The sequence below is a fragment of the Methanosarcina acetivorans C2A genome, from assembly GCF_000007345.1.
Taxonomy (GTDB): domain Archaea; phylum Halobacteriota; class Methanosarcinia; order Methanosarcinales; family Methanosarcinaceae; genus Methanosarcina; species Methanosarcina acetivorans.
Genome location: NC_003552.1, coordinates 4,412,897 through 4,439,528, shown reverse-complemented (window position 1 = coordinate 4,439,528; position 26,632 = coordinate 4,412,897). Strand labels below are relative to the sequence as shown.

General features: G+C 41.4%; 29 protein-coding genes and 1 pseudogene. 17 read left to right on the top strand and 13 right to left on the bottom strand.

What is annotated here, in order from left to right:
• The first annotated feature begins 52 nt into the window (after positions 1-52).
• The gene (locus tag MA_RS18770; protein WP_011023507.1) at positions 53-1,480 is read left to right on the top strand and encodes an S-layer protein domain-containing protein; all 1,428 of its coding nucleotides are present in this window, start codon (positions 53-55) and stop codon (positions 1,478-1,480) included.
• Between the two features lie 379 nt (positions 1,481-1,859).
• Positions 1,860-2,384, top strand: a complete 525-nt coding sequence (locus MA_RS24790; protein WP_052279205.1) for an ArsR/SmtB family transcription factor — start codon at positions 1,860-1,862, stop codon at positions 2,382-2,384.
• 112 nt (positions 2,385-2,496) lie between these two features.
• Here MA_RS24790 and MA_RS18760 read toward each other — a convergent pair whose 3' ends face one another.
• From MA_RS18760 to MA_RS18745, 4 genes are all read right to left on the bottom strand, one after another.
• The gene (locus tag MA_RS18760) at positions 2,497-2,691 is read right to left on the bottom strand and encodes a 4Fe-4S dicluster domain-containing protein (RefSeq protein WP_048065750.1); all 195 of its coding nucleotides are present in this window, start codon (positions 2,689-2,691) and stop codon (positions 2,497-2,499) included.
• 211 nt (positions 2,692-2,902) lie between these two features.
• Positions 2,903-3,097: a 4Fe-4S dicluster domain-containing protein gene (locus MA_RS18755; RefSeq protein WP_011023504.1), complete on the bottom strand. Its 195-nt coding sequence runs from the start codon at positions 3,095-3,097 to the stop codon at positions 2,903-2,905.
• Between the two features lie 133 nt (positions 3,098-3,230).
• Entirely contained in the window at positions 3,231-3,527 is a 297-nt protein-coding gene (locus MA_RS18750) for an Hsp20/alpha crystallin family protein (protein ID WP_083755954.1), read from the bottom strand.
• A gap of 283 nt (positions 3,528-3,810) precedes the next feature.
• A complete protein-coding gene (locus tag MA_RS18745; RefSeq protein ID WP_011023502.1) occupies positions 3,811-4,422 on the bottom strand; it encodes a uracil-DNA glycosylase in 612 nt (203 codons plus the stop codon).
• A gap of 318 nt (positions 4,423-4,740) precedes the next feature.
• On the opposite strand from MA_RS18745, the gene MA_RS18740 reads away from it, so the two are divergent.
• From MA_RS18740 to MA_RS18730, 3 genes are all read left to right on the top strand, one after another.
• Positions 4,741-5,991 carry a phosphoglycerate kinase gene (locus MA_RS18740; protein WP_011023501.1) on the top strand — a complete coding sequence of 417 codons (1,251 nt, stop codon included), beginning with the start codon at positions 4,741-4,743 and terminating at the stop codon, positions 5,989-5,991.
• A gap of 246 nt (positions 5,992-6,237) precedes the next feature.
• Positions 6,238-6,837, top strand: coding sequence for a TIGR00296 family protein (locus MA_RS18735; RefSeq protein WP_011023500.1), 600 nt, complete (start codon positions 6,238-6,240; stop codon positions 6,835-6,837).
• A 271-nt stretch (positions 6,838-7,108) separates the two neighbouring features.
• Positions 7,109-8,329, top strand: coding sequence for an MFS transporter (locus MA_RS18730; RefSeq protein WP_011023499.1), 1,221 nt, complete (start codon positions 7,109-7,111; stop codon positions 8,327-8,329).
• A gap of 626 nt (positions 8,330-8,955) precedes the next feature.
• Here the strand turns inward: MA_RS18730 and MA_RS18725 are convergent.
• On the bottom strand, positions 8,956-9,414 hold the full coding sequence (locus MA_RS18725) for an Hsp20/alpha crystallin family protein (RefSeq protein WP_011023498.1): 459 nt from the start codon (positions 9,412-9,414) through the stop codon (positions 8,956-8,958).
• Positions 9,415-10,507: 1,093 nt separating this feature from the next.
• On the opposite strand from MA_RS18725, the gene MA_RS18720 reads away from it, so the two are divergent.
• The 8 genes and pseudogenes from MA_RS18720 (at position 10,508) to MA_RS18685 (ending at position 17,405) form a co-directional block, all read left to right on the top strand.
• Positions 10,508-10,975 (top strand): IS66 family transposase, encoded by a 468-nt coding sequence (locus MA_RS18720; protein WP_157860323.1) that lies wholly within the window; start codon positions 10,508-10,510, stop codon positions 10,973-10,975.
• A gap of 285 nt (positions 10,976-11,260) precedes the next feature.
• Positions 11,261-11,557: a hypothetical protein gene (locus tag MA_RS18715; protein ID WP_083755953.1), complete on the top strand. Its 297-nt coding sequence runs from the start codon at positions 11,261-11,263 to the stop codon at positions 11,555-11,557.
• A 214-nt stretch (positions 11,558-11,771) separates the two neighbouring features.
• Positions 11,772-12,381 (top strand): annotated as a pseudogene (locus MA_RS29850) (HemK2/MTQ2 family protein methyltransferase).
• Positions 12,382-12,530: 149 nt separating this feature from the next.
• Positions 12,531-13,175, top strand: coding sequence for a TetR/AcrR family transcriptional regulator (locus MA_RS18705; RefSeq protein ID WP_011023497.1), 645 nt, complete (start codon positions 12,531-12,533; stop codon positions 13,173-13,175).
• Between the two features lie 473 nt (positions 13,176-13,648).
• The gene (locus MA_RS18700; protein ID WP_048065749.1) at positions 13,649-13,969 is read left to right on the top strand and encodes a hypothetical protein; all 321 of its coding nucleotides are present in this window, start codon (positions 13,649-13,651) and stop codon (positions 13,967-13,969) included.
• A 296-nt stretch (positions 13,970-14,265) separates the two neighbouring features.
• Positions 14,266-15,495, top strand: a complete 1,230-nt coding sequence (locus tag MA_RS18695; RefSeq protein WP_011023496.1) for a COG1361 S-layer family protein — start codon at positions 14,266-14,268, stop codon at positions 15,493-15,495.
• 12 nt (positions 15,496-15,507) lie between these two features.
• Positions 15,508-16,716: an ABC transporter permease gene (locus MA_RS18690; RefSeq protein WP_011023495.1), complete on the top strand. Its 1,209-nt coding sequence runs from the start codon at positions 15,508-15,510 to the stop codon at positions 16,714-16,716.
• Positions 16,717-16,718: 2 nt separating this feature from the next.
• Complete coding sequence (locus MA_RS18685) at positions 16,719-17,405, top strand: ABC transporter ATP-binding protein (RefSeq protein ID WP_048066512.1); 687 nt, start codon at positions 16,719-16,721, stop codon at positions 17,403-17,405.
• Between the two features lie 43 nt (positions 17,406-17,448).
• Here the strand turns inward: MA_RS18685 and MA_RS18680 are convergent, their stop codons facing one another.
• Positions 17,449-17,700, bottom strand: coding sequence for a type I restriction enzyme endonuclease domain-containing protein (locus MA_RS18680; RefSeq protein ID WP_011023493.1), 252 nt, complete (start codon positions 17,698-17,700; stop codon positions 17,449-17,451).
• A 12-nt stretch (positions 17,701-17,712) separates the two neighbouring features.
• Here MA_RS18680 and MA_RS18675 point away from each other — a divergent pair, with 12 nt between their 5' ends.
• Both MA_RS18675 and MA_RS18670 read left to right on the top strand, forming a co-directional pair.
• On the top strand, positions 17,713-18,069 hold the full coding sequence (locus MA_RS18675; protein WP_011023492.1) for a hypothetical protein: 357 nt from the start codon (positions 17,713-17,715) through the stop codon (positions 18,067-18,069).
• A 251-nt stretch (positions 18,070-18,320) separates the two neighbouring features.
• Positions 18,321-18,560: a hypothetical protein gene (locus MA_RS18670; RefSeq protein WP_048065748.1), complete on the top strand. Its 240-nt coding sequence runs from the start codon at positions 18,321-18,323 to the stop codon at positions 18,558-18,560.
• A 644-nt stretch (positions 18,561-19,204) separates the two neighbouring features.
• On the opposite strand, the gene MA_RS25900 is transcribed toward MA_RS18670, so the two are convergent.
• A complete protein-coding gene (locus tag MA_RS25900; protein ID WP_226990896.1) occupies positions 19,205-19,720 on the bottom strand; it encodes a restriction endonuclease subunit S in 516 nt (171 codons plus the stop codon).
• Positions 19,721-20,190: 470 nt separating this feature from the next.
• On the opposite strand from MA_RS25900, the gene MA_RS18660 reads away from it, so the two are divergent.
• Positions 20,191-21,447, top strand: a complete 1,257-nt coding sequence (locus tag MA_RS18660) for an ATP-binding protein (protein ID WP_011023489.1) — start codon at positions 20,191-20,193, stop codon at positions 21,445-21,447.
• Between the two features lie 117 nt (positions 21,448-21,564).
• Here MA_RS18660 and MA_RS18655 read toward each other — a convergent pair whose 3' ends face one another.
• Together MA_RS18655 and MA_RS29845 are read right to left on the bottom strand one after the other, a co-directional pair.
• Positions 21,565-22,662 carry a hypothetical protein gene (locus MA_RS18655; protein WP_011023488.1) on the bottom strand — a complete coding sequence of 366 codons (1,098 nt, stop codon included), beginning with the start codon at positions 22,660-22,662 and terminating at the stop codon, positions 21,565-21,567.
• Positions 22,663-22,940: 278 nt separating this feature from the next.
• A complete protein-coding gene (locus tag MA_RS29845) occupies positions 22,941-23,036 on the bottom strand; it encodes an AlbA family DNA-binding domain-containing protein (protein ID WP_394295994.1) in 96 nt (31 codons plus the stop codon).
• A 252-nt stretch (positions 23,037-23,288) separates the two neighbouring features.
• Here MA_RS29845 and MA_RS18650 point away from each other — a divergent pair, with 252 nt between their 5' ends.
• Positions 23,289-24,107: an IS5 family transposase gene (locus MA_RS18650; protein WP_011023487.1), complete on the top strand. Its 819-nt coding sequence runs from the start codon at positions 23,289-23,291 to the stop codon at positions 24,105-24,107.
• Between the two features lie 75 nt (positions 24,108-24,182).
• On the opposite strand, the gene MA_RS29535 is transcribed toward MA_RS18650, so the two are convergent.
• From MA_RS29535 to MA_RS27455, 4 genes are all read right to left on the bottom strand, one after another.
• A complete protein-coding gene (locus MA_RS29535; protein ID WP_052279202.1) occupies positions 24,183-24,659 on the bottom strand; it encodes an N-6 DNA methylase in 477 nt (158 codons plus the stop codon).
• 134 nt (positions 24,660-24,793) lie between these two features.
• Positions 24,794-25,036: an N-6 DNA methylase gene (locus tag MA_RS29530; RefSeq protein WP_052279201.1), complete on the bottom strand. Its 243-nt coding sequence runs from the start codon at positions 25,034-25,036 to the stop codon at positions 24,794-24,796.
• Positions 25,037-25,386: 350 nt separating this feature from the next.
• Entirely contained in the window at positions 25,387-26,382 is a 996-nt protein-coding gene (locus MA_RS18640; RefSeq protein WP_011023486.1) for a hypothetical protein, read from the bottom strand.
• Positions 26,372-26,575 carry a hypothetical protein gene (locus MA_RS27455; protein WP_157860322.1) on the bottom strand — a complete coding sequence of 68 codons (204 nt, stop codon included), beginning with the start codon at positions 26,573-26,575 and terminating at the stop codon, positions 26,372-26,374. Before MA_RS27455 ends, MA_RS18640 begins: the two co-directional genes overlap by 11 nt.
• Positions 26,576-26,632: the final 57 nt, after the last annotated feature.

Here is a 26,632-nt window from a genome sequence, read left to right as displayed (position 1 = left end):
GACCCCATAATATATTCAATCACTTCGTAAAAAATAAGGAGAAAAGAACAAAATGAAGAAACATACAGCAGTTTTACTGGCTGCTCTTGCTGTCTTTGTTGCAGCTGCAGCAGGCACTGTAAGTGCAGCAGACAATGTTAGCGATGGAAGCACTATTTGTAATGTTACCATTACCGGTTATGAGTGCGATAGCTGGTCTGATGAACAGTATCCGATAATCGATTTATGTGGAGAAGAATACGTTCCGCTGTTCACAACTAATGGAAATATCTGTGCTGTTCATGTTAACAAGCTTGCCCGTTTGATGCTTGACAGCAATGAAACACATACACTTGGACAAGGAGAAAAAATATATCTTGGTGAAGGCTATGCTCTCGAAGTCAAGAAAATCAGTATTGACTATATGGATGTATGGCTTGAATTAACCAGAGACGGGCAATATGTAGCTGACCAGAGTATCTCGATTGAAACTGATAACAACATGACGTGGAATGTTATTCTTGACAACGTTCAGGGTGAAAACGATATTGTTGTCATGAAAGTCTATGTCAGCAACATATTCGTGGGTGCAGAAAATTGCATCGTCAGGATTGATGGTATATGGCTTATTAACTATGCAAATGCCAGAACCCTCAATGTCGGAGACGAATTCGGGGAATTTACACTAAAGGAAATCATCAACGGAACAGGCGCACCTAACCTGGGAAGTCTTGTTTTCGAAAACAATATGGAACCTGCCCTTACCTGTAATGTTACCGCTGCCGGTTATGAGTGCGATAGCTGGTCTGATGAACAGTATCCGGTAATCAACTTATTTGGAGCGGAATATGTTCCGCTGTTCCCCACTGATGGAAATATCTGGGATTCGCATGTTAACAAGCTTACCGGTTTGATTCTTGACAGCAATGAAACGCAAGTCCTCGAAGCCGGTGAAATCCTCGACCTCGGTCAGGGTTATGCTCTCGAGGTCAGGGAGATTGATATTGACAGTGAGAAAGCCTGGCTTGAACTTACCAGGGACGGTCAATATATCGCCGATAAAAATGTCTCAATGGATACTGATGACAACAGGACATGGACTGTTGCTCTTGACGATGTTCAGGGTGAAAACAATATTGTTGTCATGAAAGTCCATGTCAAAAATTTATTCGTGGGGTCAGAAAAAAGGATCGTCTGGATTGATGGAATTTGGCTTGCCGATTATGCAAATGCCAGAACTCTCAATGTCGGAGATGAATTCGGGGAGTTTACACTAAATCAAATCATCAATGGAACAGATGCATCTAACCTGGGAAGTCTTGTTTTCGGAAGTGCTTCAGTTACTGATGAAACTTCAGTTACTGATGATACTTCAACCGCTGGTTTTTCTTCATCTCCTTCTTCTGAAAACGAATCGGATAAATTCACCAACACAAGTACAGAACCGCCTACTTCTTGGTACTGGAATTTTTGGAAATCTTTCACAATGAAACTCAAGTAAAAACTGATCATACTGAATACAAATTGTCATTCAGTTTTCAGAAAAACAAATGGGCATTTGATTGTAAAGGCTCAAGGGTTCAGAGTCCTGAGAATCAGGAGGGTTTGAAACTCCGGACTAATAAGGGAAATAGAATTTCTGGCCTGATAAGAAAATAAAATCTCCGGAAAAAGGAAAAACGAAATCTCCGGAAAAAGGAAAAACGAAATCTCCGGAAAAAGGAAAAACGAAATCTCCGGAAAAAGGAAAATAAAAGTTCCGGGCAGGAAAGAAAATAGAAGCTCGGAATAAAAAAGGAATAAGAGAAGAGATAAGAATGAGGTAACTGTAATGTTTTTGGGTTCTTTACTTTCGGGAACTGAAAAGGAGGTTGACAGGTTTGGAGAGAACTGAGGATTTAATCCCCGTGCCTGTCCTGTCTATCCCGGCGGAGGTGTCCCTGCTTGCAAGGACTCTTTCAAGGCCCCTCCCTATGCAGATCCTTAAACAGCTTCAGAAAAAACAGATGTCTGCAAGCGAACTTGCCTCAGAGCTTGGGCTCCGCTTGAATACACTGACCTACAACCTTGAGGTGTTGAAAAAGGTTGGATTGATAAAGGTCAGAAAGGTAAAATGGAGTTGCAAAGGCCGTGAAGTCAAAATCTATGCTCCTGCGGAGCAGCCGGTTTTGCTGGTGCCCCGGGAAAACAGGGATAAAGATCCTTTTGTTCTGGATGTTCTGGAAAAACTTCTGGAAAACTGCCGGACAAATCTTTCCGGACAGGCGGTTACCCTTTCCGAGGAGTCAGGAAAAAAAGATGATTGTGTATCCTCCGACATAGAGCACGATGATCAGAAAACTTTCCCAGCCTATACCCGCTATGCCGTGCTTTTCCCTATCAAGGAGGCCCATGACAGGGATTGACACATGCTTCATAATTACGGTCTTGCGTCATAATTACGGTCTTGCTTCATAATTATAGTCTTGATTCATAATTGCAGTCTTATCTCTTTCGGTCTTACCTCCCCAAACCTTTTCAATCCTCTACAAGCTCTATCGCATCGGTCGGACAGGCATCTACGCACTGTTCGCATTCGATGCAGTCCTCAGGACGTGCCACAACTGCCCTTTTTCCTTCTTCTGTCTCTTCAGCGTCAAACAATTCCACAGGACATACATCGTAGCATTCAAGTGAGCCAACACATTTATTGTAGTCAATTTTGGGGTGCATTTTCCATCTCTCCCGGAGTTCCAATTTATTTAGTTTAATTTATTTCTGGAATATTTACTTCTGGAATTTTGGTTTCTTTCTGAAATTCAGGCTTTAACCGCTGTTTTACTTCTTCCTTTTTTAACCGGTTGTTTAGTTGTTTTATTCCTTCACTTTTTAACCGGTTGATTGATTCCTCTGCTTTATCTTATCACAATAATGGTCTTAGAATTCAGCTTTCAACAAGCTCGATAGCTTCTGCAGGACAGGCTTCCACACACTGCTCGCACTCTATGCAATTTTCAGGGTTAGTTACCACGGCTTTTTTTACATTATCGATCTCGTTAATGTCAAAAACTTCTGCAGGGCAGACCTCATAGCAGGCGAGAGCGCCGTTACATTTGTGATAGTCGATTACCGGATGCATACTTCCTCCATTTTATCTGGATCTTACAAATTAGAAAGTTGAATTCCTGAGCTAATTGCTGCTAATAATTGCTCTAAAAATTGGTGCTGATTGATAATTTCCAGCTTCGTTAATCAGGTTCCATACAGGGTTTTTACTGGATTTTAACATCTACGGTCTCTGTACTTTCCCTGTAAGGCACTTTCACATAGAGTTTTCCATCAACGTATTTTGCAACAGCTTTTTCAGGAACGACCGCGCAGCAGAATGCATAAGTTCCAACATACTCTACCCCGGTTTCTTCCCTTTTTGCTCTTACAAAAAAGCCTTCTTCGACCATTTTCAGTTCGATATTTTCTTTCTTTACCCCAAACATATCGATTTCAATGTCCAGATTCCCCTCGTCGTCCGAACATGAAAATATGTCCGGTGACATCTTCACCATTGCTATATTCGTACCCCCAGGCTGCTATATAATAGTATAAAACAAATTCGAATAATAATTGCGGGATCGTTTTATTTATATTTTATGAACAATGCCTTCCTTTTATATTTTCTTCCAGCTTCCCCCTCTTTCCCCTTCAACTTTCCTTTTTCCCTTTTCCCTTTCCTTTTTCCCTTTTCCCTTTCCTTTTTCCCTTTTCCCTTTTCTCTTCCTACTTCTTCTATTACCTTCCTCTCTCAAATTCTCCTTTGCCTGATTTTACTGCCCTCTTTATCAGTTTCTTCTTTTTTTACTGCCATAGATCCCTGTTTTTATCTATGAAAGCCTTCTGAACATCTATTTTTGAAGCCGTATAAATTAGCGCTGCAGGGTGGTAGAGTTTCAGGATCATTCTTCCTTCGTATTCTACAGGGACTCCCCGTTCCAGTTTTCTTTCCGGACAATATGCCTTTTCAGCTGTGTTGCCGAGGAGAATTATAATTTCGGGGTCAAGCAGGGTTATCTGGGCAATAAGGAAAGGTTTGCAGCATTCTATTTCACTTGCTTTTGGCCTTCTGTTTTCCGGAGGGCGGCATTTGACGGTGTTTGCTACGAACCAGTCTTCTTCTGAGAGCCCCATGTACTCAACCATTTTGTCCAGCTTTTTCCCTGCCCTTCCGTTGAAAGGTATTCCTGTTTCATCTTCGGTTTTTCCGGGAGCTTCGCCTATGAACATTACTTTAGGGTTGCAGGACCCTTTTCCTATAACTCTTTTAGTCGCACTTTTATGGAGAGGACATCGTGTACAGGCTATTGCTTCCCTTGCGACGGTCTCATACCCGGCTTCCACCAGTTTCTGAACCCTCTCTTCAAAATTTCCGCAGTTTTCTTCCTCGGCTGCCACAATTTCTAGCTCCTTCATTTTCCTTGTTTTTGGGAAGTAATCCTGAGATTACTTTTTACAGTACTCCTGAGAATACAGCTTTTACCTGAAAACTGTATCCAATCAGTATTATTTTTTATCCGATGTTAACTGCTTTTTCCCCGGCATTGACTGCCTTTTTCTTCCTTCTTTCCTTATAAAATCGGTAATCCATCTCTTGAGACTCAAATGGGAACAAACTTATTTATGTAAAAAATTCCATGACAAAGATAACCAATACTGAAAGAATAAGATTCTCAAATATTTTATTTTTTAGACTTTATTCTCTGATATATATAAAATCTCGTTTACAAAGGTGTGCTGAGGGTAATGACTTCCAGAAACTTTCTTACGATCGATGACTTTGACATACGCGGAAAGACGATTCTTTTAAGGGTCGACATGAACTCTCCTATGGACACACAGGGCCACATTCTGGACGATATGAGGATTAAAAGCCATATTGCGACCTTGAAAGACCTTGAGAGCGCAAAAGTCGTTCTGCTTGCTCACCAGAGCAGGCCCGGGAAAAAAGATTTCACTACTATGAAACCTCATGCCCACCTGCTGTCAAGATATCTGGGCAAGCAAGTTACTTATGTGGATGACATTTTCGGGACATTTGCAAAAACCCATATAGCCTCTATGGAGGACGGGGACGTAATCATGCTCGAAAACGTCCGGTTTTATTCGGAAGAAAGCCTTGAAAGAACACCTGCAGAGCAGGCTAATACCTATATGGTTAAAAAACTGGCACCTTTTGTTGATATTTTCCTGAACGACGCCTTTGCAGTAGCTCACAGGTCTCATCTCTCGGTTGTAGGCTTTACCGAGGTCCTTCCGTCAGGCGCGGGTAGGGTAATGGAAAAAGAGCTTGTTTCTCTGGATCGGGGAGTAAAAGGAGGAGAAAGGCCAAGCATTTTCGTGCTGGGTGGGGCAAAGGTAGACGATTCTCTGAGAGTGACCGAAAACGTCCTTACAAGTGGCGGGGCTGACAGGGTGCTGCTTACAGGTGTGGTTGCAAATGTTGCTCTTGCTGCTTCGGGAGTAAACATCGGGAAAGTCAACATGGATTTCATCAAATCTCAGGGTTACGAAAACCAGATTGAAAAAGCAAGAGGCTTGCTTGCGAAGTTTAAAGACAGGATCGGCCTTCCAAAAGACGTAGCCTTAAACGATAACAGGGAACGCGTTGAAGTTCATATCTCCGAGCTAAACTCCGATTCTCTGCCTATTAATGATATTGGGCTCGAAACTATTGTGGACTATACAAATGAAATCCAGAACTCCAAAACCGTTGTCTTAAACGGTCCTGCAGGAGTTTCCGAGATTGAAGATTTTGCCCTCGGGACCCACGAAATTATAAAAGCTGCCATTAAATCCGATTTCTCGATCATTGGCGGCGGTCACATCTCAGTTGAGGTTGCACATCTAGGCCTTGAACACCGCTTCTCGCATATCAGCACAGGTGGGGGAGCCTGTATTGATTATCTTGCAGGAGAAAAGCTGCCGGGAGTCGAGTCTCTGAAAGCTGCCTACATAAAATATCAGGAAGCTAAAAAGCTTTAAAAATTTATTTCCTGCAAGTTCCGGCAGTCAGAAAAGATTTTTACCTGGCATTTTCTGCAGGAATCCGGACAATGCCAGAAATGTACTTTAACCAGCTCCAATAAACATACTGTTATACCAGCTTTCGTATCCAATCACATCTAACCTGTGATGATATTCCCGGGCTGGCATTTACAGGCTTCAAGCCATATAAACTTCAAGGCATAATTAACAAGTTATACGCAGTTTACAGGTGTTGGTTCAAGCATGCTTACAGAAACAGAAGGCAGGGTTGCAGTCAAGCTTGCAAGAAAAACCATTGAAACGCTTCTACTGGGAGGCAGGGTTCCCGGACCCCGGGATGCAGGTACAGATCTTCCGCCGGTTTTCGGAGAAAACAGGGGAGTTTTTGTCACATTAACGGAAAAAGGAATGTTAAGGGGCTGTATAGGGCATCCTTATCCTGACTCTACGCTTGAGCAGGCTATCATTGACTCCGCAATCTCTGCGGCAGTGCGCGACCCGCGTTTTCCTCCGGTCGGGGGAGAAGAGCTGGAAAGCCTGATTGTCGAGGTTACAATCCTGACTCAACCTGAAAAGATCAACGCCCCTCCGAAAGAACTTCCGGACAAGGTAGAGATCGGCAAACACGGGCTCATCGTAAAACAGGGCTACTGTCAGGGGCTGCTGCTCCCTCAGGTCGCTCCTGAGAATGAAATGGATTCCATAGATTTCCTGGGCCATACGTGTATGAAAGCCGGCCTTTCTCCGGACGCCTGGGCCAAAGGAGCAGAGGTCTACTGTTTCGAAGGGCAGATCTTCAAGGAAAAGGAACCCGAAGGGGAAGTCATAGAAGAAAAGTTTTGAGGTTTCTGAGCATCTCAATTTATGAAACTTTTTAAGGTCTGGTCATTTCCCTTTATTTTCCACTTATTTTCATCTTTTCCTCGTTTCACATGCTTCCTCTCATTTTTTCATTCATTTTTTCATTCATTTCATCTTTTTCCCTTCCGTCTTTTCTTCGTTTCATCTTTCCTTTATTACGTTTGAGCAAGACGATTTCAACATTGTTTTATAGTGTAAGATATTTGTTATTTTTTGGATAATACTCACTTTTAAGTTGAGTTGAGCAAGAAACATGAACACCTGTAACCTGCAGAAAAATGTGTTTCCGGAATTTTTCGGCAATATTAATCATGAGCTCTATGTCCTCTCCTTTTCCAGGTTCTGCGAAGATCTGGGTTCGGGGATGCTGGTTGCTTTGATTCCTTTATATATCTCCGACCTCGGGGCATCTTTTTTTTCCGGACTTCCCCTTGTTACCAGAGCGGGGCTTGTAATTACGGTTTTCGGGCTTTTCAGCGCCCTTACTCAGCCTCTTATGGGCAGGCTTTCGGACAGGCTTGACCGCAGGAGACCTTTCATCCTCTTCGGGTTGATAGGGTATACCTTCTTTTCTTTCCTTTATTCGCAGGTAACAAGCTATGAGCAACTGCTTTTTATCCGGCTGCTGCAGGGGATTACGGTAGGGGCAACCATACCTGCGGTTATCGCCATGGTTACGCACATCTCGACTTCCGAGACCCGGGGAAAAGCCGTGGGAGTATATACGACCATCAGAGGAGTTGGCTTCGGGCTCGGGCCTGTTGTAGGGGGAGCAATAGCCAGATACTGGGGTTTTGATGCCGGATTTTATTTTTGCGCCCTGCTCGGAGTGGTAAGCCTGGGGCTTGTGACCTTTTTCGTTAAAGAAACCCGCGGTTCTCCTGAACCGGTTTCCAGAAAAATAAGCGGTAAAAAAAGCTATGCTTCGGTTTATTCCCTTGCAGGCGCCATGCTGATGATGATGGTCGGGATAATGATGGTAGTTGCCCTTCTTCCCGAATATGAGGTAAGGCTTGAAGCTTCCGAACTTTCCCTGGGAGTTGCGGTTTCAGCCTACATTTTTGCAAGGCTGCTTTTCCAGGCGCCTCTCGGCAGCCTCTCGGACCGGATAGGCAGGAAGAAATTAATTGTTGGAGGCCTTTTCCTGAGTGCCCCGCTGGTTGTCGGGATGGGCTACATCGCAAGCGTAGGCCAGCTTATCATTTTCCGGGCTTTTCAGGGACTTCTCGTAGCTGCTATAGACACGCCTGCAATGGCGCTTGCAGCTGATCTTTCGGACGGTTCATCCCTGAGCTCAAGGCTCAGCATAATAACAACGGCACAGGCAGCAGGAATGGCTTTCGGGCCTATCTTCGGAGGTTTCCTTGCAGGCTATATGACCTTTGTAACACCCTTTTACGCCTGCGCCCTGCTGATGCTCCTTGCGGGCTTTGTGGTTATCAAAAAAGTAGAGGAGCCAGAGAAAGTAATCTGACCCGGAAGATGTCCAGGTTCCGGAGGAAGAACGGTCTGGAAAAAACCTGAAGTTTCTTTTTTCCGGGGCTTGAAGTTTTGCAAGCCTGTACCTTGCTTTCCTGATCCTTTTTCCAGGTACCTCTTCTCAATACCAATTCCTGGGTTCCACTTTTCAGACTCACAATAAATTACAAAAACGCTACTTTTTTCGGGTTTTTCCAGGATTATGTCAAAAAATAGAATAGTTTATGGAAAAACGTTAACGAAAAACGTTAATGAAAAATGTTAATGAAAAAAGTTAGTGGGGAAATTGATAGAAAAACAGGTGGAGGAAAAAATGGGTGGAGGAAAAATGTTTTTATGGCAGAGGCGTTTTTTAGTGGATTTTGCTTTTGTTAGCTGATTCGCAGTTTAGTGGAATGGACTTGAATACAATTCTGGACTTAAATTTAATGGGTTGGCCACGAAGGTTTGCCTGCAGGCTTGATAACCTGCAGGTCCTGTCGGCAAATCTGGTTTTTGCGGTTTTATAGGTTCTAACGGTGTAGGTTTTATCGGTTTTGTTGGTTTTATTGTTCTCATCGTTATGTGGTGATTAAAGCAGCCGTTCTCTTAGCAGTGAATCTGGCTATGATAGTGCCCCGATCACTCGATCGGGATTCTTTTTTCGGTTAATGCCTCTGTTTTTGGCATGGTGACAGTTAAGACGCCGTTTTTGAGCTGGGCGGTTGCCCCTTCTTCGGTTACGCCTTTCGGAAGAGGAATCTCACGGTAGTAGCGCATGAAAGACCTCTCTTTTCTGAGATAGCCTTCCTTTTCGTTTTCCTCTTCTTTTCCTTTGGACGCGCTGATTACAAGGAAGTTGTCCTTCAGGCTCAGTTCGATATTTTCTCTGTTGATGCCCGGCAGGTCGGTTGTAACAATTACTTTGTTGTCTTCTTCCGCGACATCGGTTAATGGGGCAAAGGTCCCGCCTGCATATCTGCTTTCCAGTGCAGGGAATGTTCTCATCATCTGTTCCATGTATTCCTGCATTCCTCTGATCTCATCAAACGGGTCCCAGTTGCACACGTCGCGGGATGGTCTCTTAATTGGGAATTTCATGTACTAATTTCTCCTTAGATGATCTTTCTCCTTAGATGATCTTTAACCTGATCTGTAAGTAGTTCTGGAGGTGCGGAACAGTGCCTTTTCTTTTTCCTCAGGAGGCCTGCCTGAAAGATGTGGAAACCCCTGCCAGGGGATGGAGGTTTGAGAGTGGAGATTTTTGTTTGCTTTTCTAGGTCTTGCAGGCAAGACAGATGAGAGTTTCAGGCTCACATCCTCTTCTCAGTGGAGGAATAAATCCGTTTTTAAAGGTGATACAGGTTCACCTTCAGTCTGTTCGCAGGTTTTTTGGGCAGATAACTGAGTTTAACCTCACAGTTAGTATGTTATGGTTACTGTGGGACTGTTAGTATTACTCAGTTACTAACATGTAGTTAGCATTCATTATATTTAAATCTTTTGTTAGTTCGCCTGTATTCAGTTTTCTCAAAACAGGATTTTTTTCAGGAAAAACGCATAATTCGCGGGCAAAATGGGCTTTTTCGTGTGAGGGAGAATCTTAAAATCTACTAAACAACTTCGCCCTGTAAAAGAGATAAACTGGAAATGAAGTATGCACTAAATAGTGAGTTTATTTAACTATGCCTCATTAATCGATGAAATCAATTTACTCAAAGGTGAACAAACCAAACCTAAGAGCGTGTCTTAAAATTCAATTTGATTATACAATTGGGATAGGACTCATATATTTGGACTAAAAAACGGTAGAATTGAACCGTTAAATGTCTAAAGTTTAAATTTTAACCATGATGTCTAATGCATTTGATATTATGCATCGAGCTAATATGTTAGATATAATTAATTTACTGAGTGACCTTAAGATCAACAATGCGTACTATCCAAATGTAGAAATGATTTGAATTTTAAGACAGCCTCTAAGATTCGTGGCTCTAAAAAGAATGAAGATATTTCTTCCGAGAAAGAGAGACGGAATAGAAAACTTCCATAGGACAAAGAACCTAGATCTAAACTGGACAAAATAGAAGCTCATCGAACTGAAACATGTACAGTTGATAGATCTGTTTTACCCAGTGATGCGTATCCTAAAGGCTACAGAGACGTAATAATTCAGGATTTATCCATAAAGCCTGTGAACACAAACTACAGGCTCGAGATTTTTTATTCTCCCTCTGGGCACAGAATATATTCAGGAGAATTGCCATATGGTATCAAAGGCAAATTTGGTCCCGGAATCAAGTCTAGGATAATCGCCCTTAAACATGTTGCTAATGTTTCAGAGCCCAAAATACATGAATTTCTGGAAAATATTGGCGTGCAGATATCCAGAGCAACCATTTCTCGAATTTTGACAAAAGATATTGATATCTTCCATCAGGAAAAAGCTGAACTTTTTCAGGAAGGTCTAAAGGCTACGTCTTATCGGCAGATCGATGATACAGGCGTAAGAGTCAACGGTGTCAATCAATATACTCAGATTCTTTGCAATCCTTATTATGCTGCTTATTTTACAGTTCTCAATAAGAACCGAGAAAATGTATTAGATGTACTTTTATGTGGAAAAAAACGTACTGCTTTATTGATGAAGCATTTGATCTGATGAAAACATTTAATGTTTCCCAAATCTGTATGGAAAAGCTCTCTTCTTTTAAAAACCAAATATTCAGTGACGAAGAAATGCATCGAAAACTGGATTGTGTTTTCTCGCTTAATAGATATAAAACTACTAAGAAAAAGTTCTTGAAGCCTGTGCGATTGCGGCATATCATCAAAGTGCAGACATACCTGTGGTTATCACACTTCTGAGTGATGATGCACGTCAATTCAAGCAGATCGCATCTCATCATGCTCTGTGATGGATTCATGAGGTAGAAACTACAAGAAATTGAGACCAATAGTACCATATTATAAAGAAAAGCTGGAAGCTTTTCTGGAAAGGTACTGGGAATTTTATGGGGAACTATCTGAGTTTAGAATAAAACCAGATTCAGGGGTAGTGGAGCAATTATCAACTAAGTTTGACCAATTGTTTTCGACTATAACAGGATATGAACAGCTGGATGAAAGAATCGGTAAGACAAAAGAGAATAAGGAACATTTATTGAAGGTACTGCTTTTACCGGAGGTTCCGTTGCATAATAATGCAGCGGAACTGGCGGCAAGAGCAAAGGTAAGAAAATGAGATGTGAGCCTTCAAACAATAACAGATGAAGGAACAAAGGCAAACGATACATTCATGACGATTGTTCAGACAGCAAAGAAACTGAGCGTAAGTGCATATAAATATATATGTGACAGAGTGAGCAATAAATTAGAAATGCCATCTCTGGTTCAACTAATTAGAGAGAAAAGCTCATTGAGTTAAAAGACACACACGTCCACTCAATTTGAAGGGGATACAAATAGAATACAAAAATACCCGGATCAAACTCGGAGCCTCAGACCTTGTCTACGAGCCTGCGGAAGACTCCTTCCTGCTTGCGGACACAGCCCTTGAAGAGGCATAGCCGGGCATGCGTATCCTTGAAATCGGGGTAGGCTCGGTTTTCGTCTCAGCCGTGCTCAGGGCAAATGTTAAGGACATCCGCGTGCTTGCAATCGAGATCAACCCGCATGTCGCTCTCTGTGCAAAAGCAAACGGGATTGAGGTAATCCGCACCGACCTTTTCAGGGGGTCTGAAACCGGGAAGTTCGAAAACTTCCTTTGACCTCATCCTCTTCAACCCGCCCTACCTCCCCACTTCCGAAGAAGAGAAAGTCCCAGGCTGGCTAAATTATGCTTTTGACGGCGGAGCCAGCGGGCGGGAAACCCTTGACCGGTTTTTGGACGAGGTCAGAAACTACCTGAAACCAGGAGGAAAAATTCTGGTGCTGATTTCTTCAATTACCGGGCCTGAAGCAGTGAAGGAAAGGATGGAGAGATTGGGATTCGAGGTCGATGTTGTTCGGAGAAAAAAGGTTTCATTTGAGGAATTGATGGTGGTCAGAGGGAAAATTTACAGATAAAATCAAGGAAATAAAATTTTGTTTTTGACAGGATCTTTTTCATTTTATTGAGAAATCCTAAATCTACCCTCTCGCTGATCTCTTCCATAATAGTTCAGTGCAAAGTGCAAACAGAAATTATATATGTAATTAACTAAGTAGTTAGTTACATGCGAAGTAAAGGAGATGTTAAGAATAAAAGAGACGCTGTAGAAAAAAGGACTAAAATACTTTTGGTAGCTGAAGAAATCTTCTCCGAAGTGGGTTTTGATGGAGCCAGAGTGGACGATATTGCAAAAAAGGCATGTGTGAACAAGGCTCTTATATATTATTATTTTAAAAGCAAAGATGAAATATTGGATACACTTTTTACCTCTCTGGTTGAAGATGTAAAAAAAATCTTGATTAAAAGTGTAGAAAGATCTTCTGATATCGGGCAAGAAGATAGTTACAGAGATCTATTTAATAAATACATGAATTTCATAATAGAAAAAAGAAAAATCATTAAAGTTGCCATTGCAGAGTCCACGAAATCTGCATCAAATATTTCAATTGTTATGAAGGTTGGAAATTTAATTATTGATTCAGAGATGGAGAATATTCGCAAAGCATATGAAGCCAAAGGGCTTAGTTTTCCAGTCGATAAACAGGAATTGTTGATAACAGAATTTTTTACGGGCTTAATGCCCTTATTTAGTTATGCATTATATAAGGACGAATGGGAGAGGTTCTACAACATTAGTGAAGAAGAATTACGTGAAAAGTTTTATCAATCATTTAAAAAGACGCATCTTGCAGCTCATTTGATAACTTAATTGTATATTTTTTCTAAATTCGACTAACTGGGTAGTTAGTTAATGATTCGTTAGGAGGGCTGTCTTAAAAGAAAAAGGAAGAACAAGCAGAATTTCATAAAAGTCAAAGACTGTGAATGGATTTCCAATATAAAACGTATTAGGCTTTCAGACAAAGACTTGCAACCAAAAAGAGGTTTCTGTATGAATGATCTTGATTTTTAAGTAGGGTTTGAAAACTTCAACGACAACTTACACTTGAATTTTCGAATCAACGCATGGTACAACTTGGGTTACCTAAGTTATAACGACGCAAAACGGGCTGGCACAAGAATTAAAAACGCTACAGACTGGAAATGCTGGTTCGTAGAACTTGGCAGGCGGGCGGAATCGGAAAGTCGATTGTGTAATGCAGCGTTTTATTATCAAATTGCAGAATTTCAATCCCTCATATTGATCCTGATAAAGAGATTCTCTACAATAAATTTCAGGAGATGTACTACAAGACAGTCAAGGGTACTTCTTTAGAAAAGCATCTGATTCCGTATGAGAGTGCATATCTCCCCGCATTGCGGATCCCGGCCTCAGGCAATAAAAAAGGTGTCCTTGTCATTCACGGCGGATACGATTCGTGCATGGAAGATTTTCACAGTGTTTATCGCTACCTGATAAAAAGGGGCTATGAAATCATCGCTTTTGAGGGGCCGGGCAAGGGTGCATCTATTCACAAATATCATCTGAAGCTGACACATGAATGGGAGAAGCCGACAATTCATGAGCGTTATTACTTACGTTCCACATCCTTAGGCGCATAAAGTTCCCTGATGTTGAATTATGCGCTTAAAATATGGGAAATAAGGATGTTGAGAATGATAATCAACGCAGTAAAATCCAAGAATGAACTCATGATCATCCCTGTGATTAAAGAGCTTCCGCAATAATTGAGAGATGTAAAAATAGTAACTGAGAGATGTAAAAACAGTAACGACGAGGGCTCTGAAGAACTGCTCAAAATAATCGAATATTATTATCAGCAAATGATTTCATTAGATTTAATTTTTAAAAGCCTTGTCGAATTTACAGAAAAAATCCAGACCGAGGTGAATAAAAAATGAGCCAGAGTACAAAGCTAACATATTTGTTTTTATTAGTTTTTACAATCAGCTTAACAGGAATTTCTATTGTTGAAGCAGAAATTTCTAGTTATGCATGCGTAAACGCAGAATTACAGGAAATAAGTCCCAGTTCAATAGGTGTCGATGAAGAATTCACTCTGGGAATTAATCTTGAGAGCTGCGGTACTAAAACTCCTGAAGATGTTACTTTTGAGATAATCAGCATCCCCTCAGATATAATAGTTACTGAAAATTTAGTTACTAAAGTTTCAAAATTAACTTATAGTACAAGTGAAAGGTACCTGATATATCACATGAGAACAACTCCTGATGCTAAACCCGGTCCTCATCTTATAAAAATGAAATTAACATATGCAAATGAACCCGTTGATACGGAAAAATATTATGAAGTTGAAATAAGAGTGATAGGCGAAGACGCTGAACCAAGGATCTCTTCTGTCGAAACAAGTCCAGAATATATCTATGAGGGCGATACAGTTGACTTAAGGTTAGGCATAGAAAATTATGGGGAAGCGATAGCAAAATCTGTATCAGTTAATTTGGATCATGAGTTTAAGGGAATTAAAACTTCTTCAATCGGAACTCTTGGCTTAAATGAAAGTCAAACTGCATTATTCAAGTTCAAGGCAAACAGGTCAGGAGAGTTTGAAATCCCTGTCATTATAGAGTATGAAGATGATTTTGGCAAACAAAAAGACGAATATGACATTAACATAACTGTGCTTGACAAAAAAGGAACTTTGAACCTCGCATCTGTAAAGGTTGATCCTGTTCTTCCTTATATGGGTGACACAGTAGAATTGACTATGAGGATCGAAAACTCCGGTGACAGAACAATAAACTCAATAAGAGCCTATGCTGACCATCCGTTCAAGGGATTAAAAGAATCCTTTATAGGAACTCTTGATCCGAATGAAGACGGGCCTGCGGTAATTACTTTTATAGCTGATCAATCAGGGGAATACGAAATTCCTGTAACCATAACGTATAGTGATGATTTTGGAGAAGAACAGATTGAAACGAAAATCAATCTTATAGTTTTGGAAACTAATGGTGGAGCAGGAAGAGCTGCAATTGTATTGCTGGTATTAGCAGTTATTGGAGGACTAATATACATTAATTATAGGACGAAAAAATCAAAAGATGAGGTAATCAGGCAGTTAATGGAAGGCAGCGGTAACCATCCTGACAACAAAGAAGAATGAGAGGTCTCCAGTATGATTAACGACATCAGGGTGGGAGCCCTCATTGCATATTTCAGTATAAAAAGAGGAAACAAAAAAACACTGATGTTCATAGTTTTTGTTCTCTCACTCATCTATATGAACTTAGTATTCCTCCCGTCAATGATAGGAGGAATGACAGTCCTATTTACCGGATTTATGCAGGACTACGCTTATGGGGATATTGTAATAGAACCTACAGGCGACAACACTTACATTAACAATGCCGATAACGTTTTGCAGAAAGTCAGGGCAGTCGAAGGTGTGAGAGCTGCAACAAAAAGACTGGATGTGGGAGCATCTATTGAGCATAAACAGAAAGTGGTAGGAGTAACTGTAACAGGGTTGCTTCCTACGGAAGAGCATGAAGTTTCAAGATATCCCTACATTATCAGTGAAGGAGATTTCTTAGGAGATCTCTCCCGGGACGAGATTATCATTGGGGCTATGATCGCAGGTACAGGTTTTGGATCGGAAATCTATGATAACCTGGGTGAAGTAAGACCGGGATCGCTTGTTGATGTGACATACAGCAATGGTGTGAAGAGAACCTATAAAGTGAAAGGCATAATGGAAGGCACGTTTGAACTTGTTGACCTTAATGCTTTAGTCCACTACAAGGAAATAGAGGAAGTCTATGGCCTGGAAGGAAGTAAAGCTACCAGTGTAGTCGTAAGGGTTGACAATCAAGGGGGCGAAGCCCGGATACAGGATAAAATCAGAGAAGCAGGCGTGAATGAGCAGGTCTTCACATGGGCTGATAAGTCAGAAGCTCTCATAAAGCAGGCAATGCAAAGCATGGGTGCTATAGATACCATGTCAAAGTTTGTGAGTTTGGTCGTAGGAGCAGCACTCGTACTTATAATCATCTATATTAACGTACTTAATAGGAAAAAAGAGATCGGTATTTTAAAAGCAGTAGGCATTACTCCGGGATCAATAGTATTGTCCTATGCGTTCCTTAGCATGTTCTATGTTTCCTTAGGAATATTCACAGGATTAATACTATACTTTGCGCTCATGTTCTACTTCCAGGCGAACCCGGTAATATTCTACGAAACCATGGAAATAAGACCCCAGATAGATCCTATGCTACTTATTCAAAGCATATTTACCATGCTTATACTATCAGTGATGGCCGGAGTACTCCCTGCCTGGAGTGTGTCAAGAGAGAGCATACTCAAAGCCATATGGGGACGATAAAAATGATCATAGTAAAGGACCTGAAAAGGTATTACGGAACAGGGGAAACAGCTGTCAAGGCTCTCAGGGGTGTTTCATTCGAAATAAAGAAAGGGGAATTTGTAGCGATAATGGGCGCATCCGGAAGCGGAAAAACGACTCTCCTGAGGATACTGGCATTACTGGACGACGCAACGGATGGAGAATACACCATTCGGGGATTGCAGGTTTCCAGCTTGCCTGAAGCCGAAAGAAGTTATTACAGGCTAACGCAGGTTGGTTATGTCTTTCAGGATTATGCACTCATCAATGAAATGAGTGCTGCAGAAAATGTTTACGTGCTTTCCATGATGGAAGGAAAATCAAGGAAGGAATCCTATAAAACCGCTCTTGAAGCACTGGATAAGGTTGGCCTGAAAGGAAAACACAATAGGGTTCCTGATGAATTATCCGGCGGGGAAAAGCAAAGAGTGGCAATCGCAAGAGCCATAGCAAAAAAGCCTGACATATTGTTTGCTGACGAGCCATGTGCAAACCTGGACACCAGTAACTCAAAACAGGTACTGGATGTTTTCAAAGAATTGAATGAAAAATATGGCCAGACAATCGTAATGGTAACACACGAACCTTGGCATACCGAGTATGTTGATAGAGTAATAACTCTCGAAGACGGCAACCTGGTTAGCGATGAGAAAAAACAAAAAGGGTAAAATGCCACTTCGAGTCTCTTTTTTGAAAATAGTTAATCTAAGTTTATGCTACTGAAAGGCCTACGTCCCTGCAGAGCAGTTCAGCCTGCTTGAGGATGTTTTCAGTAGCAAGCTTCTGCATGTCCGGGGGATAACCGTACTTTTTTAACAGCCTTTTTACACTAACTCTCATCTTAGCCTGGATGTTTTTCCTGAGGGTCCAGTCAACACCTGCATTTTGCCTGATGATTTTTACAAGTTCTGCGGCCATGAGCCTTAATGTCGCGTCACCTCTGATCTGGTTAAATGGATGCATGCAAATAGCTACATGAATGATGAAATCTACGAGGTAACCCAAAAAGATGTCCAGGAACTCAAGGCTGATGTCCCTGCAGCTAAAGAACTTGCCCTCCTCCTCTTCGAATACATCGAATCTCAACCTTTAAAAACATACACCAAAAGACTCTCAGGCTATTTCAAGATTGAAAAAATTGAGCCCGGAAAACTCTGGCTTTATGAGTACTATACACTAGGCCAGACTATATGCCCTGTAATTGTTTCTGAGAAAATCAGCTCAAAAGCCAGAGTGGGATGGACTGTTTATCTTGCTATAGGGATAAACGGCAATATCTGGAATCCCCTAACTGGAGGGCCCGTTCATCCCCGGTTTTCAGGGGAGTTTTAAAGCTTCTGAGATGTACTGGCGATTTCCCATATTATTGGTATTTCAAAATACTGATCTAAATTAGTACTAACCTTGATCGGTGCTGGCAGCTTGGTAGTCCAATGCTACGTTTTTGTGTTTCTTTGATCGAGCTTCCGGTATGGCTATTGTCTATTCCTACCATTACCTATTTCTAACTTATATTTCATGTAAGTCCAATTATCGCCTTCCTCATATTGAGTATTATAAAACAAAATTTAGGGGAGCTGTTTATGAAAAATGAAGAAATTCTCAATCTTATCCGGTCAAACCCGGCGGCTGTTGTTTCTTACATCGAAGAACTTGAAGCCAAAAAAGAGAAGCTTGAAGCCAAAAAAGAGAAGCTTGAAGCCAAAAAAAAGAAGTTTGAAGCTAAAAATAGAACTCTCCTGATAGGAGAAGAAGTTCTTGAAGCTAAAAATTGGAACCTTGATCCCATAAATATAGAACTTCGGAAACGAATATTGCGATGATCTATCTATATCCTTCTCCAGCTTTAAATAGGGATCATGAATGAAAAGTGTGAATAGCTGTTTTAATATACTTTTTCTGTTAGCGGTGCAGTCTACCGCTTTCAAAAACTCATTAAATAAATCGGAGCCGGCAAAAGAACTGATTTGAATTCAAATCCGGCAGGCGGTTTTAAAGAAACGATTTTTGGAAAAACAGAGGACCATATTAGCTTTCTTTAACGTGTCTCGGCAGATTTGCGGCTCTGCAGTGCACTGTCCTTCCCGAATTGCGCCTCGGGAGTACGCGGTCTGTTTCGCTCCGCTCAAGCAGGCTATTTATGGGAAGAAGTGAGCTGCGTTCAAGAGGACCGAGTTACTAATATCTAGGCCCTTACAACCATATTCACCTTACCGGGGCATTCTTGTCCCGCTCGACGCAGGAGAGCGGTCTTTCCCGTAAAAAAAAAGAAAACGCTGAACTAAACCATTCCACCCTGAACTTATTTAATTCTTAACACGAATTTTTCCTGACATGAGTTTGGGAAGAAGAGAATCACGAATTTCTTTTAAACGTATGGATTCTTTCGAGTTGTTTTCTATCATTTCAAACAATTCAACTATGATTCTATCGAATTCTCCAATAATTTTCTCAGGTGGGATACATATCAACAGTTGATCAAAACAGTCATTCGGTACTCTTTGCCTTCCCTTGATTTGTAAGGGTTTCCGTTTTCATCCGGGAACTCAAAATCGATGAACCAGCGTTTGAAAAGGGTCTGGGCGATTTGTTCGAGTGTGGAGTTCATCTGGTTGTTGAGGTCGATTTTGTCATTTACTAGCCCAATAAAATCTCCAATTTGGGTTTGCTCTGTATAGCTTGGTAAAGGAAGCACTAATTTTTCGAGATTCCCTTTGGTGATTGCTTTTCTCGTACCATCTGCATCGAAGGAAAGTAAAGCTTCTTTTGTTCTCTTTAAACATAAGTAGCAATAAAGAAATTTATAATACAGTTTAGTGTTTGTTCTAATGTTTGTTCTAATTATTGAAACGTGCTGATTAACTCTTGCCGGCAAAATTGAACCAGGAACGATACAACATCTACAAATAGAATTTCCAGTGATGTTAAACAGAATGTCATTCTTCTTTACTTCTACATTGTCCAGCTTTTTTGCATCTGAAATGATATTATCGGCAAGGCCGCTCGCAGGCGAGCGGGAAAGAACGACCTGGTAAGGTGAATATGGTTGTAAGGGCCTAGATATTAGTGATTCAGTCCTCTTGAACGCAGCGAAAAGGACCTCGTGCTCCCGAAGCGAAACTCGGGCGGGACAAGAACGACCCGGTAAGGTGAATATGGTTTTGCGGGTTACAGATATTAGTAAATATCTTCTTTTTCTATAAATTTTGGGTTTTTATTAATGTGCTGGCAGCGGAATTATTGCATATTCCCTGAATTATTCACGGGCATTTTATGCAGTAATTTTACGCATGGGCTGGCATAATTGAAGAATATGTTAATCGAAATTAACGTAAAATCGAAAAATATGATAATTAGAATTAACATATAATACAAAATACGATGGGGCATTCAGCCAGACCATTCTACCGCAGAAAAATATCTCCTACAGAGAATTTCCCTGGGGGCTAAAACATGATCAATCTCGCAAAATATAATTTTCACTGGAGGGAGGGCTTCAGTTATGGATATGATGTGAAGAGGGGGCTTTTTGAAGAGCTTGTGAGATATGCGGATGTAAGGCCGGTTGTGGGAGTTGTAGGGCTCAGGCGGACGGGAAAGACTGTACTTTTAAAGCAGCTCATAGATTATCTTGTCGAAAATGGAGTGAAAAGGGAGAGGATTCTTTATTTTTCGTTTGATGAGGTTGGGGCTTCCCTTGAAGAAGTTATAAGCGAGTATCAGGCAAGGCTCGGGGTAGAGCTTGCAAAGGCGGGAAACGGGGGGAAGCTTTACATCTTCCTTGATGAGGTACAGAAGCTTGAAGGCTGGCAGGAACAGTTGAAATATTATTACGATAGTTTTCCTGACCTCAAGTTTTTCATTTCAGGGTCTTCCTCGCTTTTTCTTAAACAGAAGGCTGAAGAATCCCTTGCTGGAAGGATTTTTCTTTTTCACCTGCCGGTTTTGAGCTTCAGGGAATTCCTTGTGTTGAAAGGGGAAGGAGAACTGGCTGAAAAGCCTGAGTTTTTCAAGGAATTGGTAAAAGAGCAGGTTCTGCTGTACGTAAGGCGACAGTTTCCGGAACTCGTAACTGCAGATGAAGGCTTTATCCACCTTTATGTAGATTCAATTGTCAACAAGGCTGTCTATGAAGATCTGCCAAAAATTTTCCCGATAGAATACGAAGACCTGCTAAAACGCATCCTCTATATTGTAGCTTCAAACCCCGGCATGATTACCGATTACGAAGCTTTTGCCAATGATCTCGGCATAAGCAGGGTAACTCTTACAAAGTATATCTCCTATCTTGAAAGGGGTTTTCTCCTGCAAAAATGCTATAACTTCTCCAGAAACCTTCTCACAAGTGAAAAAAAGACAAAGCGGCTTTACCTGACAAGCCCGAGTCTTGTAGTGGACCTCTGGGAAGAACCGGAATTCGGAAGAGTCGTTGAAAACCTCGTGGTCAGCAGTTCCGGAGCAAAATTCTTCTGGCGAAGCGGAAAAGACGAAGTTGACTGCATACTTGTCCGGGATGGTGAGATTCTGCCCATCGAATGCAAATATAGAAGCAGCATCCGGAAAAGAGACCTCAAAGGCCTGCTAAAATTTCTCACAGCCTTTGAACTTTCTCACGGTTATGTCATAAGCGAGGATATCGAATCCGAGGAAATCATCGAAGGCAAAAAAATAAGCATAATCCCGCTGTGGAGATGGCTCTTGAATTTCTGATCTTTAGCTGTGATCGTTCTTCCTTTTCTTCCTTTCTGACGCTCTTCCAACTTTATGAGAACAGGAAGCCGCAGCGAACTTCTCTGCGGCAACTGCATCTTCTTATATAGATGCTTTTTAAGAATCGGCTTTGTTCTCAAAACTCTTCTTTGAAATTTTTTTGCCGCTTTTGCATGTCTTTTTGCCTTTTTTGCTTTCAGTGGCTTTCTCTTCAACTTTCTCAGTAGCTTCTTCAAGGAGAAGGCTTGTTAGAAGGTCCATATTTCTTTTCAGTTCCTCTCTCATTTCCGGGGGGAATTCTTCGGAATTTTCGGTGGCTTTCAGAGTTTTTTCAAAATAAGATATTGCCTGAGCAGGGTCACTATTAAGGTAGGCAGACCCCACAATAAAATGCAGGGGGAAGAAGTCTTCATGTTTTTCATTGAATTTTTTGTAAAAATCCTGGATTTTTTCAAACTCTTCTTTTTCCGCAAGTCCCATGACATAATCCTGGACAAGTTCAACATAATCAGGGCCTTTGTCCAGCAGAAAATCAAATTTTTCATCCTCGGTCATTAAAAAGAAACCGGTTTCAAGGTCGTCCGCTACCCTGTCCTCTTCTAAAATATCTTCTAACGCCAGTTCTTCGAGTAAGCCGCCCTCTCCAAAAATATCGTCCTCATCAAAGAAATCTTCAGCCTCTTTTTTCATGAGGAGCATATCAACCTGAGCCCCGGATATTCCCATTTTGCGGGCAAATCTTTTGAACTTGCTTTCGTATTTTTTCTCTTCGGCTTCTGAAAAAAAGTCAAGTACATACGTGATCCACTTCACATAGGCCTGTTTGTCCTCAAGCCAGGACCTGTTGTCAATGGACCACAAAACATAGTCAAGGACAAGGGTGAATTCATGGTCGTAAAGCAGGTTTTCCTCAAGAGGCTCGAGAAGGCTTTTTACAATTTCTTTTTCAAGAGGTTTTTCAAAGAAGTTGATTGGCTTGTCACGGTTTTCCTTTATATTCTTCAATGCCCTTATGACGTCTTTGTCCGTTACTTTCCGGTTCGCGTTGTAGTAATAATCGGCAATTGAAAACTCGATTTCACTCAGATAATCACTGTATTCGTATTCTTTATTGTAAATGCTTTTAATTTCCTTTATCTCCGGCGTATCCGGCACGAGAAACTCGGACAAGGATAAATCTTCTTCAATCAATTCATTGTTTTCATCAGGATTCATAAATACTGCTCTCTGATTATTGGTTTATTATGGATTTCGAATGAATGTTTTATCCTAAAATTATTTCGCTTTTTTAATTTCTTTTGCTGTAGTTATATATCATATACATATGACTCACTGTTTACTTCAACTTCGAATTTGCTTTATTTTACATGATCACTCCACAATATCAGAATGGAATTGAAATTTACTCAATGTTCTACATTTTGCGCCATCTGCTGAGGTATCTTCGGGATTTTATTTCGTTTTTGAGCGGGGAACCAACTACATTATTGGAATCATCGACCCCAACAAATTATACTACCACCAGCTGTATTGGCAAAAGCAACAATTTCTTTTATAATTGACGGAGAAAAAGACTTCTTGAACTCGATACGAATGCCTTCTCCTTCTTGCAGAATCTGTTCTAATTGATTCTTTCCATTCTCAACCCATACTTACTTAGTGCCTATCCGAAAAGTCGGTAATGCGATCGAAAAGTTACAGCAGGTCTATAATAGCAGGGCATCCTCTTCGGTTTTGCATATTGCTAATGGTAAGTTACAATAGGTCACAACACTTTTCGGATAGGCTCTAAGAGCCTATCCGAAAAGTATTTTGCTTACGATTTAGGGTAATGTTTTGTAGTGACAAAACGAAAAACAGGACACGACTACGAGATCTCTGATGAATTGTGGACTAAAATAAAAGCTTTACTGCCATTGCCCAAACCTAAAAAGAAGGCTGGAAGACCGCGAGAGGATGATCGGAAAATAATGAATGGCATTTTCTACCTCCTTCGTACAGGTTGCCAATGGAAAGCGTTGCCAAGATGTTATGGAGCACCAAGCACTGTACATGATAGATTTCAGGAATGGCAAATATCAGGCTTATTTGAGAAAATATGGCAATTAGGTCTGCTGGATTATGATGATGAAGAAGGACTTGAGTGGGAATGGCAAGCTATTGATGGGGCCATGACAAAAGCACCATTGAGTGGAGCTGGGACAGGAGCTAATCCAACTGACCGTGGCAAAAAAGGCACGAAAAGGAGCCTGTTAACAGACGGTAAAGGCATGCCACTTTCAGCTGTTGTGGATGGAGCAAATCGTCATGATAAAATGCTTGTGAAAGGGACTCTTGATGCTATTATTATTGAAAGACCTTTTCCAGAGGATGGAATTCAAAATATCTGTATGGATAAAGGATATGATTTTCCTGATATCAGAGAACTGGTTGAAGAGTATGGATATTCTGCTCATATAAGGAGACGGGGAGAAGAAAATATAAGAATAGATATACCAGGTTATAGGGCAAGAAGGTGGGTTGTGGAAAGGACACATTCATGGATAAACAGATTTAGAAGACTGCTTATTAGATGGGAAAAGAAGATTGAGAATTATCTAGCAATGATACATTTCGCATGCGCATGGATAACTTTCAGAGCAGCAGGACTTTTCGGATAGGCTCTTATAAACCCATACTTGCTTATACTCACAAGTTAAGCATCATAGATACTAATAATGTTTAATTCCCTTTCTTCAGAGTTCATACCCGAGCCCTGCTAAATTCTCCTTTATCTTCCTCTCCAGCTCCTCGGATTTCCTGAACTGCTCCAAAAGTTCGGTGGTCAGCCTCTCCATTTTCTCTTCAAACTTCTCATCATCCTCTTCAGCTTCTTCAAAACCTACATAACGGCCAGGGGTCAGGATATAATCATGCTTTTTGATCTCATCAAGGGTTGCAGCTTTACAGAAACCGGGCACATCTTCGTATTTTCCACTCTCTATTTTTTCCCCGCGCCATTCATGGTAGGTCTCGGCAATCTTTCGGACTTCTTCATCTGTTAGTTCGCGGTGGGTGCGGTCCCTCCTTAACACTCCCATGTTCCGGGCATCGATATAGAGGCTTTCTCCGCGTCGGTCCCGAAAACCGCTGTTTTCTTTGTCGCAGGCAAGGAACCAGAGACAGGCCGGAATTCCTGTGTTGTAAAAGAGCTGGCCTGGAAGGGCTATCATGCAGTCCACAAGGTCGGCTTCGATGATATTTTTCCGGTCTCGCCTTCGCCGGAGGTGTTTGAGGACATTGAGCCGTTGGCGAGGACGAAGCCTGCTATTCCTGCAGGGGAGAGGTGGTGGATGTAGTGCTGGACCTAGGCGAAGTTGGCATTGCCTTTTGGAGTGACTCCGAATTTCCAGCGGGGGTCTTCGGTCAGGAGTTCGCCGTTCCAGTCAGAGTCGTTGAAGGGCAGGTTTGAGAGGATGAAATCGGCTTTCAGATCTTTGTGCAGATCGTTATGGAAGGTGTCTCCCCATTTAATGCCGTCATTGTCTATGCCGCGGATGGCGAGATTTGTTTCTGAGTTTATCTGCTGTCTGCCAGAGTTTTTCTTCAAAACCAAGGTTTGCGCTGTTTGAGCTTGATGTGTTTTTTGCCATTGATGATCATCACTGTAATGATGGCTTATGATAGCTTAGAATAATCCTTGAACTGTTATAAAAATGATGATTCTAAGCAATACTCAGCGTAGCAGTGTTCATCGCTTTAAGAAAAATGCTTTAAGAAAAAAGACTCCTTCTCAGAAAGCGAACAGAGTTTTCCTGACTAGAAGGATTCATCGGATAGGGTGATATTATAAAAAAGAATTCGGATAAAGGGCTGTCCGGCTTCTACTCTGTTTATCTTCCCATCTGATAGACAGCCCATCTGATAAACAGATCCTTTGGCAGCCACCCCAGTTTGCAATCAGTTTATTTTCTTGATCAGGGAAAGGAAGTTGTCTCTTAGTCTTTCTTTTGTGGAGGCCGAAAGCTCATCGAGATTATCGAGGGCTTTCAGTGCCAGTTCAAAATAGGACTTTGCAAGTGCAGGGTCTATCTCAAGGTAGGTTGCTCCCATGTACACGTACAGGAAGAGGAAATCGTCGTATTTCGCGGTGAGTTTGCTGTAGAGTTCTTGGATTCTTCCGAATTCTCCTTTTTCTGCCAGTTCGGAGATGTAGAGTCCCACAAATTCGTAAAACTCAGGGCCGTTTTCCATCAGGAAATCGAACTTTTCAGAATCTTCCATTGAAAGGAACCTTCTTTCCATCTCAGCTATCAGCTCTTCTTCGTCCGGCTCCTCTCCTTCACCCCATCCTTCATCTCCGTCGTCTCCTTCACTTTCTGCCCCGTACTCCTCTACAAATTCGAAATAATCTTCCTCTTCCCCTTTCATGAGCATAAGGTCCGCGTGTTTTCTGGAAAGGCCCAGTCTGGCAGCGAGCTTTTTGATGCTTTTCTCATACTCTTCACTCTCCTCTTCCGTGAACAGGTTCATAATGTAAGCTACCCATTTTAGGTATGCCTGTTCGTCTTCCATCCATGCTCTGTTCTCGATAACGTCTAAAACGTAGTCTATCACCAGTTTCAACTCATGATGGGTTATCGGTTTTTCTTCAAGGATTTCTACCAGGTTTTTGACGATTTCTCTTTCAAGCCCAGGTTTGAAAAAAGCAACGTCTTTGTTGAAGTTTTTCCTGATATTCTTTAATGCCGATACTGCATCTCGGTCCTTTATTTTTCTGTCAGTCTCGCAAAAATGCCTGGCGATTGAATATTCTACTATCCCTATATACTCGGCATATTCGTACTCTCTGCCCCGCAGACTTTTTATTCTCTTTACTTCCGGCGTATCGGGTAAAAGATGCCGGAAAAGTAAGTCTTCTCCCCCTTGAAAGGATCTGTCTCCTTTATAATTCATGGCCCTTCTCTCCTTTACTTCCTGCCTTCTCTCCTTTACTTCCTGTCTTCTCTCCTTTACTTCCTGCCTTCTCTCCTTTACTTCCTGCCTTCTCTCCTTTACTTCCTGCCTTTCTTTTTTTCTTTCTTCTTTCTTTACTCTTATGGCATTTCATTGAGTCCAACTTGATTTGATTCAACTTTATCGGGTTCAATTTGATTTGGTTCAACCTTATCTGGTTCGATTTGATTTGGTTCAATCTAATAGGTTC